Below are 17,610 nucleotides of genomic sequence, written 5' to 3'. Positions count from 1 at the left end.
ATTGTCTCCCTCAGATTTCGGCGTAGCGCTTCTCGAATTCCCAGACATCCTCGAAACCAAGCAGCTTGTTGAATTCGGCAAAGGAATAAAGGTCGATGTCGGGTGATGTGATGCCGTTGGCGGCAAGATCCTTGTAGGCCTTGTCGAGTGCGGCGCCAACGCTGAGGAAGCCCAAAGCCGGATGGATGGCGATGGCATAGCCGAGTTCTTTCAGCCTGTCGGCGGAGAGTAGCGGCGTGCGGCCGCCATTGACCATGTTGGCAAACAGCGGTGCGTCAATGCGATCGGATACAGTCTGCATTTCCGCTTCGGATTCCGGGGACTCGACGAAAACCACATCAGCGCCGGCTTCACGATAGGCTTCTCCGCGGCGGATAGCTTCATCAAGACCCAGCGATGTGCGCGAATCTGTACGGGCGATGATCAGGAAGTCGCTGCTTGACCGGGCGTCACTGGCGACGCGGATCTTGCGCACCATGTCTTCGAGCGGGATGACGCGGCGATTGGGTGTGTGGCCGCACTTCTTCGGAAACTCTTGGTCCTCGATCTGGATCGCTGTGACACCAGCGTCCTCGTAGCCGCGCACAGTATGCTGGACATTGAGAAGACCACCATAACCGGTATCGGCGTCTGCAATAACCGGGGTCTTGGTCATTTTCACGATCTGGCCGATGCGCTCGATCATGTCGCGATAGGTGGCAATCCCCGCATCAGGCAGTCCGAGGTAGGACGCAACTGTGCCGTAGCCGGTCACGTAAAGTGCCTTGAAGCCGGAACGGTCGGCGATCAGCGCTGAAATGAGATCGAAGACGCCGGGGGCGAGAATGAATTCCTTGGCCTCGATGGCCTGTTTCAGACGGGGGTCTGCCATGGGTTTTCCTTCCTTGTTCAAGTGGTCTTTTGTGTTTTCGAGTGGTCAGAAGTCAGCGAGAAGCCTGCCGAATCCTTCGAAACGGTCTTCGATCCCGACGGCCCTGAGCATGGCCCAGAAGGTCGCCTGGTTTGAGGTCACAACTGGCACGCCGAATTCAGACTCCAGTTCCGCGATTAGCGGCAGGGTGGGAAAGTCGGTGCAGGTGATCAGAATGGCGTCGCTTCCCGGTACAAAGGCCGCCCTGACATGTTTAGCGACCTCTTCTAGCGGGGTTTCGGCGATGCGGACATAATCCGCCGGGCCGCTGGCGCCGATGCCAAGGCCGATGAGATTTTCCACGGTGAAGCCATTTTCCTGCAGAAATTCGGTCTCGTGGTGGTTTAGCTTGTCGTGGTAAGGCGTGGCAACTGAAAGGCGGACGGCACCAAGGGTCTTCAAGGAATGGATGATCGCGGCGGAAGTCGTAACAGCCTTGACCCCCATGCTGCTGGTCAGGTGTTCGGGCAGCGACTCGACCGGATTGATCATCGAACCTGCGGTGCAGGCATAGGCGATGGCATCGACGCGTGCAGGCTTGAGCATGCCGAAGACGGATTCGAGATCGCGCATCAGTCCGGCCTTGCCTTCTTCGCTCGTGGTGTCTGGATGCAGCGGCATACGATGGGTATGGAAAGTCACGCCCGGCGGCATCATCCGAGACCACTCCGCCTCGTTGACGGTATTGGTTGGCGGCGTGATGAGGCCGAGCTTGGCTCTGGAACTGTAGGCCGACTTGTGCCGCTCAAGCATGGATGGATCCTCTTGTTGGTACCAATAGAAAATTTTGAGAGCAAATGTCCAGACAAGGTGATGTATTCACCCTGTCATCCCCATAATCATGCGAAAGGCCCGGTGTCTTACTGATCGAAATTACTGTATCTGAACGCGCTGGGCGTATGCTCAGCCTATGAGAGAAAACCGGAAGACCCCTATGGCCGCAGAAGAGGATACCCTGTTGAACGACAGCTTGCCCCGCTATGCGCAGATCCAGAAGAACCTGGAGCAGCGTCTTATCGACGGGGTGTATCCGATTGGCAGCCTCATGCCTTCGGAGCAGGAGTTGTCTGCGGAATTTGGCAGCAGTCGCACGACCATCCGCGAGGCACTGCGCTATCTGCGCGAGCGCGGCTATGTAGAACGGCGGCAGGGGGTTGGCACGCGGGTTATTTCGGACACCACGCGATCGCCCTATTTCCAGTCGTTCAGCTCGCTCGACGAACTGTTTCAGGTGGCGATCGAGACCTACTACGTGGTGATGGACGTCAAGACCATCGTGATTGATCAGGAGCTTGCCGAACTTGTTGGCGGACTTGCCGGCGAGGAGTGGATTCTCATCAACGGCGTGCGCTGGACCGAACCCGGCGGAAAGCCGATCTGCTATATCCAGAGCTACGTGCCGAAGCGCTTCGAACATGTGGTCGAACAGTTTCCGGGGCATCAGGGGCCATTTTTCGAACTTCTGGAGCGGCATGCAGAAGGGACGATCGAAGAGGTGGTGCAGGAAATTCGCGCACTGCCGATGCCGGTGGAGTTCAGCCGCCAGCTTGGTTTGAAACCGGGATCTTGGTCGATGCAACTGCTGCGCCGATATGTGACCGAAGGCGGCGTTCTGATTGCGTCCTTCAACTGGCATCCGGCCGACCAGATGACCTATGTGATGCGAATTCATCGCAGCCACGAGCAAGCGGCAGACTGAAGACGGGGCGGCTTGGCTGTTCATGGCACGAAGCTCGGCACAAAGCTCGCGTTTGAACCTTCAATGCGCATGGCGGAGAAATGGCGAAGATGCGCCGGGATCAGCAGGTCACCGGTTCCCGCCATTCGTTCGAACAGCTCTTGCCGGGTGACGATTGCCATGGCCGGGTCGCTGCAGAAACGGCTCGCCCAGTCGGGATGAAAGACCTGGACCGGGCTGTGAACGGCGTCGGCACAGAAGATCATTTGTCGTGATCCGTGGCACAGGCAAAGTCCGAGCTGCCCTGGTGTATGTCCCGGCAATGCGACAAGCGACAGGCCGGCAGCTATGTCAAAACCGTCGTCCACAAACTCGGCAAGGCCAGCCTCGATGATCGGCATGACGCTGTCATTGAAGCAGCCGTGATTGTGAACGCCGGGCGATGCCTGTTCCTCGGCTTGCCAATGGGCAAATTCAGTGCGGCCGATCAGATAGCGGGCATTGGCAAAGGTGGGCACCCAGCGACCATCGACCAGCTGCGTGTTCCAGCCGACATGATCGGTATGCAGATGGGTGCACATCACGATATCGATGTCTTCGGGGCGCAGCCCGACACGGGTCAACCGTTCCAGATAGCCGGTCGAGGCGCGCTGGTCCCAGTCCGGACGGCGTGGTCGTGGCTTGTGCTCACCGACACAGGTATCGATCAGAACGTTTCGGCCGCCAATCCGGATCAGATGACTGTGCACGCCAAGCACGATCTGTCCGGCATCGAAATCCACATGATGCGGTGCAAGCGCCGCACGGTTTGGCTCCAGTGTTTCCACAGTTCGACCGGGAAACAGCAGATCGATCGGCAGAGCGAAGGGATCCAGATCCGTGATAGTGTCGATTGTGGCGGCGCCAAAGCTTAGCATGACAGGATCCGCTCACATGATCGCAGGCTTGGCGACGGACGGCACACGGCTGACGGCGGCGGCTTCTGAGAATGGCAAGGTCTCGTCCCAAAGCCGGGCAATATAGCGTCCGCCGGTCATGCCGTTGGACTGGTCGTCCGCAAGCCACAGAATTGCGCGTCGCATGATGGCGGCCGGCAGCAGATTGCCATCGGCGCCTTTCTTGTCGGCGCTCGGCGGCAACAGATCGGTGTCGGCGGCGCCACCCGGCAGGTAGACGTTGAGATCGACGCCGGTGCCTTCGAGATCCTGCGCCCAGACGCGGGACATGGCCTCAAGTGCCGCCTTGCTCGGACCGTAAGGCGAATAGCCTCGTCGGACCATCGTCTGGTCGCTGGTGGAGATGTTGATCACCTTGCCAAAGCCCCTCGCCACCATTCCGGGCACCAGGGCACGGGCCATGTTGAAAGCGCCATTCACATTGGTATCGATGATGTCCTTCCAGGCCAACGGGTCAGTTTCCCAGAAGCGCGTGGGCTCGGTGTTGAAGGTTTCGCTGACGCGCCGCATCCCGAGGCCGGCATTGTTGACCAGCACATCAATGTGCCCAAAGGCTTCATTCGCTTTCGCAACGGCTGCCTCGCATTGACCGTAGTCGGCAACGTCGGCGGCAATCGCGATTGCCTTGCCGGGATTGAGACGGTTGGCTTCTTCGACAGTCTCGTCAAGCGCCGGGCCGGGGCGCGAGCCCACGACAGCGACTGACGCGCCGGCTGCTGCGAGCGCAAGAACCATTTCCCGCCCAAGCCCACGTGAGCCTCCGGTCACCATGACAGTCCGACCGGCAAGCGATGAATAGGTATCGGACATATCGATCATGCTCCGGCCATGCCCATGCGTGGCATCTTGCGTGGCTCGCGGGCGATGATCGTGGTCTTCATTTCGGTGAACATAGCCTGTGATCCCTTGGCGCCTTCGCGGCCGAGACCGGATTGCTTGTAGCCGCCAAAGCCGGTTCTCAGATCCCGCACGATAGGGGTGTTGACCAGAACTGTTCCTGTGCGGAGCGCCGATGCCACGCGCATCGAGCGGTTGAGATCTTCGGTCCAGACATAGCCGACGAGACCGAAATCGCTATCATTGGCCTTGGCAATCACTTCGTCCTCGTCATCAAACAGCTGAAGAGCGGCGAAGGGTCCGAAGATTTCTTCCTGACAGATGGCCAGTTCGTTGGTCGGTGCCAACATGGCGGTAGGCTCGAAGAAGAAGCCGGTGTTGAGATTGGCGCAGCGATGGCCCCCAGCGAGCAGAGTGGCGCCTTCGCCAAGTCCGCTTCCCGCATAGCGTTCCATGCGCTCCCTTTGGGAGTGGTTGATCATGGGGCCGATCTCTGTGCCGCTCAAGGCAGGATCCCCGATCTTCAGCGCCTTCACCCTGCGCGTGAAGCTGTCGATGAAACGATCGGAAATCTTGCGGTCGACGAAAATCCGGCTGCCGGCCAGACACATCTGGCCGTTGTTCATGAATGAGCTCATCAGGGCGGCATCGACTGCCTGCTCGAAATCGGAATCGGCGAAGACGATGTTAGCGGACTTCCCGCCCAGTTCCATTGCGGACCCTTTGATCCCCTTGGCGAGTGACCCGAGGATCGCCGCACCGGTAACCGTTCCGCCGGTGAAGGATACCATGTCAATGCCGGGGTGAGAGACGAGCGAGGTGCCTGTCACATGGCCGCGACCGTTGACCAGGTTCATCACACCTTCGGGCAGGATACCCTCTATGATCTCGAACAGGCGGGTGACGGTGAGCGGTGTCAGTTCCGATGGCTTGACGACACAGGTGTTGCCGAAGGCCAGCGCTCCGGCGATCTTCATTGCGGTCAATCCGAGCGGCATGTTCCAGGGGCCAATCAACGCGCAGACGCCGATTGGCTCATAGGTCACCAGGCTCATCAGGCCTGGTTCCTGAGTAAACACGTCGCCTCCGGCCTGATTGATGTACTCGGCGAAGAAACGGAAATTGTATGCGGCACGGGGAATGTGAACAGTGCGCGTCTGGGCGAGGGGGATCCCTGTGTTGATGGTCTCCAACAGGGCCAGTTCGTCGGCATGGGAAAGGATGGCGTCATGTATGGCGTTCAACGCCAGCTGACGCTCGGCGACAGTGGCGCGGCCCCATGGACCCTTGTCGAACGCCATGCGGGCGGCCGAGACAGCCGCATCCACCTCGTCGGCGGAGGATTCAAACAGCGTTGCGACCTGCTTTTCGGTTGTCGGGTCGAACACGCCAATCTCTTCTGATCCCGAAGAGGCGGTGAAGCGATCGGCAACGTAGCCGCTCAATCGCAGTGGGGTCCGGTTGAGCTGTTCACGAAGGTCGGACATGCAGAAATCCTCAGAAAATCATTTTGGTGTGCGAGCGGCGTCGCGCAGCTTGGGTTTGGTGGAGAGGATATGGCCGGACAGTGTTGCTGCCGCCCATTCGCTGTTACGTGCGGTGAGTGCCGCGAGAATATCGCGGTGCTGCCGGTTGGAGCGCACGACATCGACACGCTGATCCATGACAAATTGCTTGACCAAAATCAGCGGCAGTGCGGCTGCTGGTGCAGTCAGGCGTTTCAGCTGGGTTGAGCGTGCCGCGTCGACAATAACGGCGTGGAACTCGGTGTTGAGCGCCAGGAAGCGTTCGACGCTGTCGCTTGGATCCGTCTCAAGTTCGGCCATGGCGTCGATCAGTTGCTGCAGCTTGGCGAGTTCCGCAGGGGTGATCTTCTGCGCGGCAATGGACGCGGCGTAACTCTCATGTTGCGCGCGGATGTCGAAGATGATCGAGACCTCATCTGGAGAGAAATGCGTCACGAAACGATGGCGGTTGTTGGCTGTCGCCAGACCTTCATTGACAAGGCGTCGTAACGCATCCCGAACCGGCGTTCGGCTGGTGCCCGTCATGGACGCCAGCATTTCTTCTGGCAGATGATCGCCCGGCTTCAGCTGTCCGTTCAGAATCGCATGACGAATACCCTGATAGGCTTTCTCAGCGGGACGCTGTGCCTCAATGTCGTCGCTGTGGCTTAAGCCTGCGTCGGTCTTGTTCAGGATGTCATCGCCCGCAAAGTCCGTCATTGTCAGTCTACCTCAATATGGCTCGCATGGTTTTGCATGTACCAGGCGGCAATTTCTTCGCGCGTGGCAAACCATACATCGTCAAATTGCTTGGCGTAGCGGATAAAATCGCGCAATGCGCGAATCCGGTAGGGCTGACCGATGACGTGCGGATGCAGTCCGACATTCATGAACTTGCCGGTCGTTGCGCTCTCGGCATAGAGCCAGTCGAACTGCTCCTTGAACATCTGCAGACCGCCTTCGGCCCCGAGACCCTGGCGCAGGAAGCTGAAGTCGTTGACTTCCGAGGTGTAGGAGATCGAGACCATCGGCTTGCCGCTGCGGGTCTTGACCATGTAGGGCTGGTCGTCATTGAGCAGGTCGCAGGTGAAGAACAGACCTTCTTCCGCCAGGATGTCGATGGTGTTGAGCGTCGAACGCAGAGAACTGGAAAGCCAGCCCTTTGCCTTGTAGCCGCAAAACTCCTCGTAGACCTTGAGCGTGGCGCGGATCACTTCGCGTTCGGCGTCTTCGTCGAACATGTTGTCGGTGAGCAACTCGCTTTGCACATAATTGTGGGCGACGATTTCCCATTTGCGGTCAAGCGCGGCCTGGACGACCTGCGGCCGTTCCAGCGCCATCTTGGCGTTTATTGTGCAACTGGAGGGCACGCCTTCCGCATCAAAGATGTCGAACATGCGCCAGACGCCAACGCGCTGGCCATATTCACGCCAGGTGTAGTTGGCATTGTCATAGACGTTGCCTGGCAGGTCGCCGCCAACAATGCTCGGGCCACCCGGATAGTATGGCTTTGGCGTATCGCGCACCGGATCCCAATATTCGAAATTGGTGGTGAGAATGATCGCCAGTCGTTTGCCGTTGGGCCATTTGAGAGGCTTGCGTTCGCTGATCGGAATGAAATCGTAATTCATGTCGTTGTTCCCGCAAGTGGTCTCAGTGATGCGACAGGAGCGAGCCCCAGCCCTGAACCTTGTCCTCGATGCCGTTCTCGCGCAGCGCGTACCAGTAGGTCGCTGTGTTGATGGCGATGACCGGTTTGTCGAGCCAGAATTCGGCGATGCCTGCAAGGCGAGCCATCGCGAGGTTGGTGCCGACCTGGACGATCGCCTCGACGCTATCGTCGTTGACCTCGTTGATGCTGTCGCGCAGTTCCTGCTCGCTGACATGAGCAATCTGCATCGGGCTCGGGCATTTGAGGCCCTTGAGATGAACCACTTCGTAGCCGCAATCGGTGAAGAACTTGATCACCTGCTGGTCGCCCACAGGCATGTATGGCGTGACGACGCCGATACGCTTGATGCTGCCGTATTTCGAAAGCGCTGCCTGGCAGGCATCCGATCCCATCGTCACCTTGACGCCGGCCCGTGCCTCGACACGCTTCTGCAACTCCACCGACCCGTCAAGGCCGTCCCAGAAGGTTTCCGCCGACATCCCCATCACCAGATGGTCGGGGCTGCAGGTCATCAGGGAATCGATGGAGTCCATGATCGTGCCGCGAATATTGTCAATCAGCGCGAGAAAATCCTCGTCGTTCCTAACCGGATCATCCGGGATGGTGATGCGCGAGAAATGATTGGTCACTCCGACCGGTCGCATCGAGTCGAACTCTGGCTGAACTGATGTGTTGGTAGAAGGTGCGATGACGCCGAACTTGCGCCGGTAACCGAGACTGTCGACCATTTCAAAGTGTCCTTTTCATTATAGTGTGACGTGCCCGGTTTGCGTCAGGCAACGTTCTCGAGATCACGAAGCGACTGGATCATCGAGGAGCGCATCAGGTAATCCTTGTGGGCCGCCGGATCGTCGGCGATACGGCGCAGCTCATCGTGGTAGGCGGCGCGGGCAGCGGGGTCGTTTTCCGCCATCATCTTCCTGTTGCGAAGAGATTGTTCCTGCACAGTCTCGATTGCCACCTTGCGTCGCTGACGGTTGTAGCGTTCGGTGACGTCAAGTGGCGCTTTGCCGTTCCAGACATCGACGAGCTTGTCACACAGGTTGACTGCGTCATGGATGCCGCCATTCATGCCCATTCCGCCGAGCGGATTGTTTAGATGGGCCGAATCCCCGGCCAGGAACACCCGTCCAGCCACGTAGGCAGCGGCGACACGCTGGTGCACGCGGTAGGCAGTGGAGTGCACAAGTTCGTAGGGGCCTGACTTGGGGCAAAGTGCCTGCAGTCGGCGTTCCATTGTCTCGGGATCCTTGATCTGCTCCTCAGTCTGGTTTGGATCTGTTGGCAGAAGAACGCGCCAGAGTGAGGGTGTGCGCAGCAGGACCGCCCATTCGCTCGGATCTGTCAGGTAGGCGATGGGCGCCAGATCCGGGATTGCCTCAACGAAGTCGAAGGTCGTTGACATCGACAGGAATATCTCGGGGATGGTGAGGCCATCGAAAGAAATTCCAAGTGTCTTCCGGACCACGCTGTGGGCACCATCGCAGGCAATCAGGTAAGATCCTGAAAGATCCTCACTGGTACCATCGGTGTGTTCAACGGTCAGCGTAACGCCGGCTTCATCCTGGCGCACATCTGTCGCTCGGGCGCCGTAAATCAGATCGATCTGGCTATCCGCCTCGATTACACTGCGCAGCTCTTCAGACAGCTTCCACTGCTCGCATTGCAGACGGTACGGATGGTTTGTTTCTCCTGCGAGCAAGCCAAGGTCGAAGGTTGCGATAACCCCCTCGGTCCGGTCACGGAACTGCCATTGAGGGCACACCAGGCCTCGTTCCACGAGCTTCTTGCTGACATCGAAGCGATCCAGCATGTCGAGGGTGGGTGGATGGAAGGTGGATGCGCGGAGATCACTCGGTAGTTCGCGACTTGTCTCTACAATTGTAACCGGAATACCGGCCTGTGACAGGCAGCATGCCGAGACGAGGCCTACGGGGCCTGCTCCAACGATCAATACGCGATCTTTTTTCGCCGTCATTGTGAATTTCTCTCCATCAATGTTCCGCTTGACAAGGCTCAAGGGCTAAATCATTGTGTACAACATGTCACGACATTTAAAGCAGAAAATTCAAAATGTCGTGATTATCTGGGAAATGCGTCAGGCCGGTCTTCAAGTGCCATCCTGTCGTTATGTTCAAGAATGACGAAACGCGCAGAAAGCGCGACGGCAATAAGAAAATGCGCCAAAAAGGCGTATAATGAGGGAATACACGCGTTGAAAACCAATGAATATTGGTCTGATCCAGCTTTTCTCATCATCTGAGTCCGGTGGGATTTGGGCGACAGGCGATCGATTGATGCGCCATTCGGGCAGCCGTTTTGTCTGATCGCTTTGGTCCTGTTTGTATACAAAAACGAGAGAGAAGCTCATGTTGTTGATACAGCAATTGCTGAATGGGGTTATGCTCGGCAGCGTCTACGTCACGGTTGCCGTGGCTTTCACGTTGACGATCGGCGTGCTCAATTTTCTGAATTTCACCATTCCTACCCTATTCATGCTGGCGGGAATGATAGGCTGGGCACTTGCCTACTGGGGCCTTCCGTTCGAACTGTCGGGACCATTGCCTTGGCCGCTGGCTTTGTTGTTTGGCATTCTTGCCTCGATCGTGGCGTCGCTGATCGTCGAGCGGTTCACCTTCCGATACCTCAAGACCAAGTATGGCGATTCAACGGAGCACGCCATTCCACTGGTCTCGTCGCTCGGTTTCCTGCTTGTTCTCGAAAACCTGGTCCGCATCGGTTACGGCACCGATGCACAGCGGTTTCCGGGGCCGAGCGCTGACCTCACAATGAATTTGGGCGGCATTTTCATCCGCATTCCGCAACTGGTAAGCCTTTTCCTTGTCATCCTCATTGTTGTCGGACTGACGTGGCTGTTGAAGCAGAGCCGGATCGGTCGCGGCCTGCGCGCCATCGCCGAAAATCCGGATGCGGCAAACATTCTGGGCGTCGACACGCGGCGTGTAGTGCCGATCGTCTTCATGCTCACAGGCCTGTTGTGCGGCCTGGCCGGCGCATTGTTTGCTGTCAACTATGGCGAGGTCTCGCCGCAGATGGGCGAGGATATTGGCACCAAGGCAATCGCCGGCATGGTCGTCGGTGGGCTCGGTTCGATCTGGGGTGCTGTACTCGGAGGCCTCATCGTCGGACTGATCGAGATGATGACGATCCACTTCTTTGGTGCGGACACGGTACAGGTTGCTGTATGGGGGCTTTTGTTGCTGACCCTGTTTGTTCGCCCGCAAGGCCTGTTTGGCCACAACTCCATCGGCAAGGGGAAGCTCTGAAGATGAGCGGTTATTGGGCAGGTATTCTCACGATCCTCGCGATCAACATCATTTTTGCCTACGGGATCTTTCTTCCTGTAGCGACAGGACAACTCAACCTCGGTGGTGCCGGGTTCCAGGCAATCGGTGCCTATGGCGCCGCGTTCATGTCCGCGTCATTCGGACTGCCGGTTCCGATCACAATCGGTGTCGGCATGGCGATCGCCGGAATAACCGGGTTTCTGATCGCGTTTCCGCTGTTGCGGACCCGCGGGGTCTATCTTGTTCTGGCGACGTTTGCCTTTGCAGAGGTTATCGGAGGGCTTATCCTGAATTCCGACACCTTCGGCGGTGCGATGGGTTTGTCGGTTCCGGCATTTATTGACTGGCATGTTGCAGTGGCAGCTGCTGCTGTCGTCACGGTGTTCGTTTTCTATATCATGTCGACACGTTTTGGTCTGACGATGCGTGCGGCCCATGACGATGAGGTCGTGACTGACCTGATGGGCGTCAATGTCCGCTATGTTCAGGTGGCCGCATTCGCCATTGGCGGCGCTCTCGCCGGCCTGGCAGGCGGACTTTATGCACATTCGTTCAACTATGTCGAAATCCAGAGCTTCAATGCGCTCGTTTCGATCTATGTGCTGCTTTACGTGCTGCTCGGTGGAACACAGACGGCATGGGGTCCTCTTGCCGGCGCCACATTCTTCACGCTGCTTCCCGAAGCTCTCAGGACAATCCTGCCTGCGCTGAAAAGTGCGCTCTATGGTCTGGCCGGTGTTGAAGGCGCCATTGATGCGCCAGACGACTCCTGGCGTTTTGTCATCCTTGGCGCCCTGACAATTGCCATGATGGTATTCCGGCCGGAAGGCCTGATTACGCGGACAATGATCGAGCGTCTGAGCTTCCGTCGATCAAGCAAAGGCAAGGGGGCGCTGGCATGACCGCTTTGATGTCACTCACCAATGTTTCAAAAAACTTCGGTGGTCTCGCAGTTATCAGCGATGTCAGTTTCGATGTGCCCGCTGGCGCTCGTATGGCATTGATCGGTCCGAACGGTGCCGGAAAGACAACCATCTTCAACTTGATCTCGGGTGTGTATGAGCCTTCCGAAGGTGAAATCCGGCTGGAAGGCCGGGAAATTTCGGCCACACCATCGCGTGAGCGAATTGGTCTTGGTATCGCACGGTCCTTCCAGAACATACGCCTGATGCCGCATCTGTCGGTGCTTGAGAATGTTATGCTCGGCCAGCAGTCCCGGGCCGGAAGCCTCAAGGACATGTTGTCGCCATTGTCCTTTCTGGGTAAATCCAAATGGCGCCAGGAAGCGGAAGACCTGCTCGATCAGATGGGGCTCGGCACGTTTCCGGGCGAAGTTGTGGCCACCTTGCCATACGGCATCCGCAAGAAGATCGAGGTCGTGCGCGCACTCGTTGCGAAGCCGAAGATCCTGATGCTCGATGAGCCGGCAGCCGGACTCAACAACACCGAGACTGCCAATCTCAAGGACTTCCTCATGAAGATCGCTGCGAGCGGGGTCACGCTGATAGTCGTCGAGCACGACATGAGCCTGGTCCGCAGCCTTTGCGATCATGCCGTCGTGCTGAATTTCGGTGAGAAGATTTACGACGGCCCCACCGCGGACGTTCAAAAAGACCCAGCCGTGCTCGAAGCCTATCTCGGCATGCGTCATGCCGGAAAGGCTGATTCAGCGAAGGAGGCGACCGATGTTGCTTGATGTCAAAGGGCTTGATGTCCGGTATGGCCGTACGCACGCGGTCAAGGCTGTTGATCTGAGCGTTGGCGAAGGCGAAATAGTCACCGTGCTGGGCGCAAATGGCGCCGGCAAGACATCGTTGTTACGAGCGTTGCAGGGTGCGGTTCGTCCGGCTTCCGGAACGATCACCTACGACGGAAAGGAACTTTCAGGTTCCAGCCCCGCATCGCGCGTTAGTGCCGGTATGATGCTGGTGCCGGAAGGCCGCCAGATTTTCGTATCCATGACGGTGCATGAGAACCTTCAGATGGGAGTGTATCTGCGCTCGGACCGCGACGTGTCGCGCGATCTGGATGCCGTTTACGACCGCTTTCCCAATCTGGCCGAACGTCGCGACATGAAGGCGAGTGTCCTCTCAGGCGGCGAGCAACAGATGCTTGCAATCGGTCGAGCGCTGGTCGGCCGCCCGCGGTTGATCATGCTTGATGAACCGTCGCTTGGATTGTCACCGCTTTTCGTGTCGCGCCTGTTTGATCTGATCGTGGAACTCAACAAAAGCGGCATCAGCATTCTGCTCGTTGAACAGAATACCACCATGGCACTGGACGTTGCCGCGCGAGGCTATGTCCTCGAGCTCGGCAAGGTTGTTATCGAAGACAGTGCGGAGGCTCTGTCCAAGAATGCCGCTCTTACCGAGGCGTATCTCGGCGGCGGACATGAAAATTCGGCGACCCTTTTCACGGGCACAGACGCGTGACGCCGGACGAAACCAAAACAACAACGGAACTATCAACCAAGGGAGACTATTCATGAACATCAAATCAATCCTGGCCGCGGGCGCGTTGTCGCTTCTGGCAAGCACCGCGTGGGCAGCGGATACCATCAAGATCGGCAATATTGTCGTTACCGCCGGCTTTCTCAAAAGCGCAGGCGAGCCGACGCTGACAGCTGTCGACATCGCAGTTGATGAAATCAATGCTGCAGGCGGCATCAACGGCAAGCAGGTGGAAGTCATCCGCTTTGATACGGGCTCGGATCCGAAGCAGGCATCTGTCGGTACCCGCAAGTTGGCGCAGGATGATGGTGTTCTGGCGATTGTCGGACCTTTTTCTTCCGGCGAATCCGCTGTTGCGTTTAATGATGCAGAGCGCCTCAAAGTCCTGATGATGCCGACATCGGCATCTGCCCCGGGCCTGACCGAAGGCCGCAAATATGGCTGGCGCCTCACCGAGGACGAATTCAAGCAGTTCGGCCGTCTACTCAAGTCGCTGAAGGCGAACGGTATCAAGTCCGACACCGCCGAGATCGTATATATCTCGGAAGAAGTCGTCTCGAACGCTGCAGGCACCAAGCTTTATCCGGCATTGCTGGAAGCGGCAGGCATCAAGCATGGCGAGCCGATTCCGGTTCAGTACAAGAGCTTCGACATGTCGGCTCAGGCTGCCCAGATCCTGGCTTCAAATCCTGATCTCGTCGCCATCGCTGCACTGCCGGATTCGGCCTCCAAGGTCATCGGCGAATTGCGCCGCCAGGGATACAAGGGCCGGATCATCGGCTCGCAGATCTTTGCCGATCCGAACGTCGTCGAATTGTTCGGCCCTGAAGGCAACGGCACCATGCTGGTCGCCGGTTTCTGGAAGGGCTTCAGCCCCGCTTCAGAAGCCTTCAACGAGAAGTTCATCGCCGAAACTGCCAAGCGCGGTATCAAGAAAGCCGGTGCCCACCATTCCGACGCGCAGGCCTACGATACCTTCTTTCTCCTGAAGCAGGTGATGGAAAAGGTTGGCACGACAGGCGATCCTGCGAAGCTCGAAGAAGAGCGCGAAGCGATTGTCGCCGGTATGGAAGGCGTGACTTTCTCCGGTATTCTGGGCGACAACATCTGCTTTAATGGTCATGATGCCGAGCTGCCGGGCTACATCATCGAGATTAAGGACGGCGAATGGACAAAGTTCGACTCGGCTCCTGCCGACAAGTGCGAGTAATTTAGACGGCCTGCGCAGCCTGATGCTGCGCAGGCCTTTCCTGCGGACGGCAAGGGCCTCTCACCGTTCGAACACGCTATCAAGAGGAACTTGAAATGTTGAAACGTTTGATAATCGCCGTTGCATTGGCAGGCGCAGTCTGCGGGTCGGCCGCAGCCCAGACAGTCGGCCTGGCAACGACCAAGGGCGGCGCGACCTCGCAGATTTCCATCGCTCTTGCGAAGACTATCTCGGAGCTTTCCGATCTCATGGTCAGGCCGCAGGTGATGGCCAATACGGCGCAGTATCTGCCACTGGTGGATTCGGGCCGCGTTGAATTCGGTATCGCCAACTTCCCGCAGACTTCCTATGCAATCTCGGGGACCGGCATGTCTGAAGGCCAGCCGCATCCCAACCTGCGCATGGTCGCATCCCTCATTCCGTTCAATGCCGGTTTGCTGGTCACTGCCGAATCCGGCATGAAGACCATGGCCGACCTAAAGGGCAAGCGCGTGCCGCGGTTTCCGGCCAATTCGCTCGGCGATTTCATTGTCCGTGCCTCGCTTGCCACAGCTGATCTTACCTATGATGACGTAACCAGCGTGCCGATCGCGAACTTTCCTGCCATGTTTCAGGCGATCAAGGACGGCACCACAGACGTGACCATCGCGACCGCTGGTTCTCAATCGGCACTCGACATTGAAGCTTCGACAGGCGGCGTACGTTTCCTCGACTACAAGGACGGCGACGAGACCATCCTATCGGAAAGCCTGCCTGGCACTTCGCTGAAAAAAGGAACCGAGTTGCCAGAATCGGCCGGTATCACGGCAGATACGGTCATCTTCTCCTATGATTACACGCTGTTTGCCAATGTCGACGTCCCCAACGAGACGGTCGTGAAGGTGGCCAAGGCGTTGTATGAAGGCAAGGCCAGCCTGCAGGAATCGGGACCGATCTGGAGTGAATTCGATCCTGCCAAGCTCGCCCGTGTGACGACGCTCGAGTATCATCCCGGCGCCGTCGAGTTCTACAAGAGCGTGGGCATCTGGACCGGCAACTGAGCCGCCCTGTCTCGATCCCGTGGCAGGTAAAGCTTGCCGCAATGATCTGAATAAAGAGCGCCGCTCACAAGGGTTTCAGTGAGCGGCGTCCCTGTGAACGCGACGCGGTGCGAATGGAGACAATAAATTGGCTGAAGCACAAATGACCAGGGCAATGAATATGGTCTCCTCGGCCTTTTCGTTGTTTGTGCCCGTCATGGCAGTCCTGTGGGTGATGGCTGTGCCACAGCGGCTCGGGCTCCTCATCTATCCCGAGCAGATTGTCGTTCTGATGTTGGGTGCCGCGCTGGCCGTGGTCTTTTGCAGGCCGAACACATCGGCTTCGCCGCTTGCGGTGCCAGTCAATGCCGCGCTTGCTGCAATCTCGGTTGCTCTGAGTTGCTATATCTTTGTCCGTTTCCCGGTTCTTTCCGAAGCGACGCATCTGTTTCCGACAGAAACGCTGTTGATCGGTATTGCTGTGACCCTGCTCACGCTCGAGGCATTGCGGCGGGTGGTTGGCTGGACGCTTATCTTCATCTTCGCAGTGCTTTTCCTTTATGCCGTCTTCGGCGATTGGGTGCCTGGCCCGTTGCAGGGACGGCCGATGGCTGCGGCTGACGTGCTGCGTTTCATCGGTGCGGATTCCTCTGCGGTCTGGGGGCAGGCGCTGCAGATCGCGGCCTTTGTCGTGGTGGTGTTCGTTCTGTTCGGCGGTCTGCTGATGGCGTGCGGCGGTGGCGACTTCTTTACCCAGCTTGCCATGCGCGTTGCAGGCAACGGCCCAGGCAATGCCGCAAAAGTGGCGGTCACCGCATCAGCGCTTTTCGGCACCGTATCGGGAAGTGCTGTTTCGAATGTGATGTCGACCGGAATCATGACCATTCCTTTGATGAAGCGGTCCGGGTTCAAGGCTGCTCAGGCTGGCGGTATCGAGGCTGTTGCTTCGACCGGCGGGCAGTTGATGCCGCCAGTCATGGGAGCTGCCGCCTTCCTGATGGCTGAGATCCTTCAGGTTCCCTACAAGACCGTCTTGCTGGCAGCGCTGCTACCCGCGATCCTCTATTACCTGTCTCTCTATGTTCAGATCGACTTCATTTCACGGCGCGACAACATTGCCTCGCTGAAGGACATTCAGCGCAATACGATGGTCACCATCGTCAAGGAAGGCTGGCTGGCCATCATCGCCTTTGGCGTGCTCCTGACCGGTATATTCCATTGGAATATGCGGGCTGAGGTGGCGGCAGTGTGGGCCATAGTGGCGCTGATCATTGGTGGTCTTGCCATCGGGATCAGCAGGGGGAGCAAGCAGGGCATGTCTCCGGGACAGATCCTGACGGCTGTCATCGATACGGGACGCAACACCTGCGATGTACTGCTGATCACCGCGGTCGCGGGAATGATCATCGGGCTGATCTCGACCACCGGCTTCGGATTTGCGCTGTCTCTGTATCTGCTCGATTTCGGCGGGCAAAGCATGTTCGGCCTGCTGCTGCTGACTGCGGCCATCAGCATTGTCCTGGGGCTTGGCCTGCCAACAACGGGTGTCTACCTGCTTCTGGCGTCGCTGGCAGCACCCTCACTGGTGCAGCTTGGCATCGAGCCGATCGCCGCGCATATGTTCGTGCTCTATTACGGCATCCTGTCGATGATAACGCCGCCGATCGCGCTCGCAAGCTTTGCCGCGGCAAGCCTGTCCGGGGCGACAAAGAGCGCCACCGAGCTGGAAGCCTTCCGCTTTGGCTGGATCGCCTACTTCCTGCCGTTCCTGTTCATCTACAAGCCGGGCCTCCTGCTCGTCGGTTCGTGGTTTCACATCGGCTATGTGTTTGCCAGTTCGCTGATGGCGCTGGTGCTGGTGACTGGTGGCCTTGTGGGGCACAGCCTCCGCCCGCTCAATCCGTTGCTTAGGGTCGTCTGGGCTGTGGTGGGTCTGCTGGTGATCATGCCGCTGGCTGAGTTCGGCGGCCATACGCTGGAATACGCAGTCAGCGCATTCGGTCTCGTGCTGCTGGTTGTCTCCTTTGCCTTCAGCCCAAAGGCAGATGGGCTCAAGGCATAGGGC

General features: G+C 58.1%; 17 protein-coding genes. 8 read left to right on the top strand and 9 right to left on the bottom strand.

Annotated features, from left to right (window positions below; translation table 11 throughout):
* Positions 1-10: 10 nt before the first annotated feature.
* Together WNZ14_RS00955 and WNZ14_RS00950 are read right to left on the bottom strand one after the other, a co-directional pair.
* On the bottom strand, positions 11-871 hold the full coding sequence (locus tag WNZ14_RS00955; protein WP_342866750.1) for an isocitrate lyase/PEP mutase family protein: 861 nt from the start codon (positions 869-871) through the stop codon (positions 11-13).
* A 45-nt stretch (positions 872-916) separates the two neighbouring features.
* Positions 917-1,663, bottom strand: coding sequence for an aspartate/glutamate racemase family protein (locus WNZ14_RS00950; RefSeq protein WP_342866749.1), 747 nt, complete (start codon positions 1,661-1,663; stop codon positions 917-919).
* Positions 1,664-1,844: 181 nt separating this feature from the next.
* On the opposite strand from WNZ14_RS00950, the gene WNZ14_RS00945 reads away from it, so the two are divergent.
* Entirely contained in the window at positions 1,845-2,609 is a 765-nt protein-coding gene (locus WNZ14_RS00945) for a GntR family transcriptional regulator (RefSeq protein WP_342866748.1), read from the top strand.
* A 20-nt stretch (positions 2,610-2,629) separates the two neighbouring features.
* On the opposite strand, the gene WNZ14_RS00940 is transcribed toward WNZ14_RS00945, so the two are convergent.
* From WNZ14_RS00940 to WNZ14_RS00910, 7 genes are read right to left on the bottom strand one after another with little or no spacing between them, the layout of a single operon-like run.
* Positions 2,630-3,505: an MBL fold metallo-hydrolase gene (locus WNZ14_RS00940; protein ID WP_342866747.1), complete on the bottom strand. Its 876-nt coding sequence runs from the start codon at positions 3,503-3,505 to the stop codon at positions 2,630-2,632.
* A gap of 12 nt (positions 3,506-3,517) precedes the next feature.
* On the bottom strand, positions 3,518-4,354 hold the full coding sequence (locus tag WNZ14_RS00935; protein WP_342866746.1) for an SDR family oxidoreductase: 837 nt from the start codon (positions 4,352-4,354) through the stop codon (positions 3,518-3,520).
* A gap of 5 nt (positions 4,355-4,359) precedes the next feature.
* Positions 4,360-5,868, bottom strand: a complete 1,509-nt coding sequence (locus WNZ14_RS00930; RefSeq protein ID WP_342866745.1) for an aldehyde dehydrogenase — start codon at positions 5,866-5,868, stop codon at positions 4,360-4,362.
* 18 nt (positions 5,869-5,886) lie between these two features.
* Positions 5,887-6,606: a GntR family transcriptional regulator gene (locus WNZ14_RS00925; protein ID WP_342866744.1), complete on the bottom strand. Its 720-nt coding sequence runs from the start codon at positions 6,604-6,606 to the stop codon at positions 5,887-5,889.
* Positions 6,607-6,608: 2 nt separating this feature from the next.
* Positions 6,609-7,517 (bottom strand): hypothetical protein, encoded by a 909-nt coding sequence (locus WNZ14_RS00920; RefSeq protein WP_342866743.1) that lies wholly within the window; start codon positions 7,515-7,517, stop codon positions 6,609-6,611.
* Positions 7,518-7,539: 22 nt separating this feature from the next.
* A complete protein-coding gene (locus WNZ14_RS00915) occupies positions 7,540-8,286 on the bottom strand; it encodes an Asp/Glu racemase (RefSeq protein ID WP_342866742.1) in 747 nt (248 codons plus the stop codon).
* 44 nt (positions 8,287-8,330) lie between these two features.
* Entirely contained in the window at positions 8,331-9,536 is a 1,206-nt protein-coding gene (locus tag WNZ14_RS00910) for an NAD(P)/FAD-dependent oxidoreductase (RefSeq protein ID WP_342866741.1), read from the bottom strand.
* A gap of 391 nt (positions 9,537-9,927) precedes the next feature.
* Between WNZ14_RS00910 and WNZ14_RS00905 the strand changes: the two genes are divergently transcribed.
* The 7 genes from WNZ14_RS00905 to WNZ14_RS00875 all read left to right on the top strand — a co-directional run bounded on the left by WNZ14_RS00905 (position 9,928) and on the right by WNZ14_RS00875 (position 17,607).
* The gene (locus tag WNZ14_RS00905; RefSeq protein ID WP_342866740.1) at positions 9,928-10,845 is read left to right on the top strand and encodes a branched-chain amino acid ABC transporter permease; all 918 of its coding nucleotides are present in this window, start codon (positions 9,928-9,930) and stop codon (positions 10,843-10,845) included.
* 2 nt (positions 10,846-10,847) lie between these two features.
* Positions 10,848-11,768 carry a branched-chain amino acid ABC transporter permease gene (locus WNZ14_RS00900; RefSeq protein WP_342866739.1) on the top strand — a complete coding sequence of 307 codons (921 nt, stop codon included), beginning with the start codon at positions 10,848-10,850 and terminating at the stop codon, positions 11,766-11,768.
* Positions 11,765-12,562, top strand: coding sequence for an ABC transporter ATP-binding protein (locus WNZ14_RS00895; RefSeq protein ID WP_342866738.1), 798 nt, complete (start codon positions 11,765-11,767; stop codon positions 12,560-12,562). Before WNZ14_RS00900 ends, WNZ14_RS00895 begins: the two co-directional genes overlap by 4 nt.
* Entirely contained in the window at positions 12,552-13,298 is a 747-nt protein-coding gene (locus tag WNZ14_RS00890) for an ABC transporter ATP-binding protein (RefSeq protein ID WP_342866737.1), read from the top strand. Before WNZ14_RS00895 ends, WNZ14_RS00890 begins: the two co-directional genes overlap by 11 nt.
* Before the next feature lie 52 nt (positions 13,299-13,350).
* Positions 13,351-14,526 (top strand): ABC transporter substrate-binding protein, encoded by a 1,176-nt coding sequence (locus WNZ14_RS00885; RefSeq protein ID WP_342866736.1) that lies wholly within the window; start codon positions 13,351-13,353, stop codon positions 14,524-14,526.
* Positions 14,527-14,621: 95 nt separating this feature from the next.
* Entirely contained in the window at positions 14,622-15,566 is a 945-nt protein-coding gene (locus tag WNZ14_RS00880) for a TAXI family TRAP transporter solute-binding subunit (RefSeq protein ID WP_342866735.1), read from the top strand.
* Positions 15,567-15,693: 127 nt separating this feature from the next.
* Positions 15,694-17,607, top strand: a complete 1,914-nt coding sequence (locus tag WNZ14_RS00875) for a TRAP transporter fused permease subunit (protein WP_342866734.1) — start codon at positions 15,694-15,696, stop codon at positions 17,605-17,607.
* Positions 17,608-17,610: the final 3 nt, after the last annotated feature.

It is taken from the genome of Hoeflea sp. AS60 (genome assembly GCF_038900115.1).
In the GTDB taxonomy this organism is placed as follows: domain Bacteria; phylum Pseudomonadota; class Alphaproteobacteria; order Rhizobiales; family Rhizobiaceae; genus Hoeflea.
This window is presented reverse-complemented; position numbering and strand designations above follow the sequence as displayed.

Coding starts and splice junctions, on each gene's coding strand:
- WNZ14_RS00955 (WP_342866750.1), bottom strand. CDS start 871: ATGGCAGACCCCCGTCTGAAACAGGCCATCGAGGCCAAGGAATTCATT.
- WNZ14_RS00950 (WP_342866749.1), bottom strand. CDS start 1,663: ATGCTTGAGCGGCACAAGTCGGCCTACAGTTCCAGAGCCAAGCTCGGC.
- WNZ14_RS00945 (WP_342866748.1), top strand. CDS start 1,845: ATGGCCGCAGAAGAGGATACCCTGTTGAACGACAGCTTGCCCCGCTAT.
- WNZ14_RS00940 (WP_342866747.1), bottom strand. CDS start 3,505: ATGCTAAGCTTTGGCGCCGCCACAATCGACACTATCACGGATCTGGAT.
- WNZ14_RS00935 (WP_342866746.1), bottom strand. CDS start 4,354: ATGTCCGATACCTATTCATCGCTTGCCGGTCGGACTGTCATGGTGACC.
- WNZ14_RS00930 (WP_342866745.1), bottom strand. CDS start 5,868: ATGTCCGACCTTCGTGAACAGCTCAACCGGACCCCACTGCGATTGAGC.
- WNZ14_RS00925 (WP_342866744.1), bottom strand. CDS start 6,606: ATGACGGACTTTGCGGGCGATGACATCCTGAACAAGACCGACGCAGGC.
- WNZ14_RS00920 (WP_342866743.1), bottom strand. CDS start 7,517: ATGAATTACGATTTCATTCCGATCAGCGAACGCAAGCCTCTCAAATGG.
- WNZ14_RS00915 (WP_342866742.1), bottom strand. CDS start 8,286: ATGGTCGACAGTCTCGGTTACCGGCGCAAGTTCGGCGTCATCGCACCT.
- WNZ14_RS00910 (WP_342866741.1), bottom strand. CDS start 9,536: ATGACGGCGAAAAAAGATCGCGTATTGATCGTTGGAGCAGGCCCCGTA.
- WNZ14_RS00905 (WP_342866740.1), top strand. CDS start 9,928: ATGTTGTTGATACAGCAATTGCTGAATGGGGTTATGCTCGGCAGCGTC.
- WNZ14_RS00900 (WP_342866739.1), top strand. CDS start 10,848: ATGAGCGGTTATTGGGCAGGTATTCTCACGATCCTCGCGATCAACATC.
- WNZ14_RS00895 (WP_342866738.1), top strand. CDS start 11,765: ATGACCGCTTTGATGTCACTCACCAATGTTTCAAAAAACTTCGGTGGT.
- WNZ14_RS00890 (WP_342866737.1), top strand. CDS start 12,552: ATGTTGCTTGATGTCAAAGGGCTTGATGTCCGGTATGGCCGTACGCAC.
- WNZ14_RS00885 (WP_342866736.1), top strand. CDS start 13,351: ATGAACATCAAATCAATCCTGGCCGCGGGCGCGTTGTCGCTTCTGGCA.
- WNZ14_RS00880 (WP_342866735.1), top strand. CDS start 14,622: ATGTTGAAACGTTTGATAATCGCCGTTGCATTGGCAGGCGCAGTCTGC.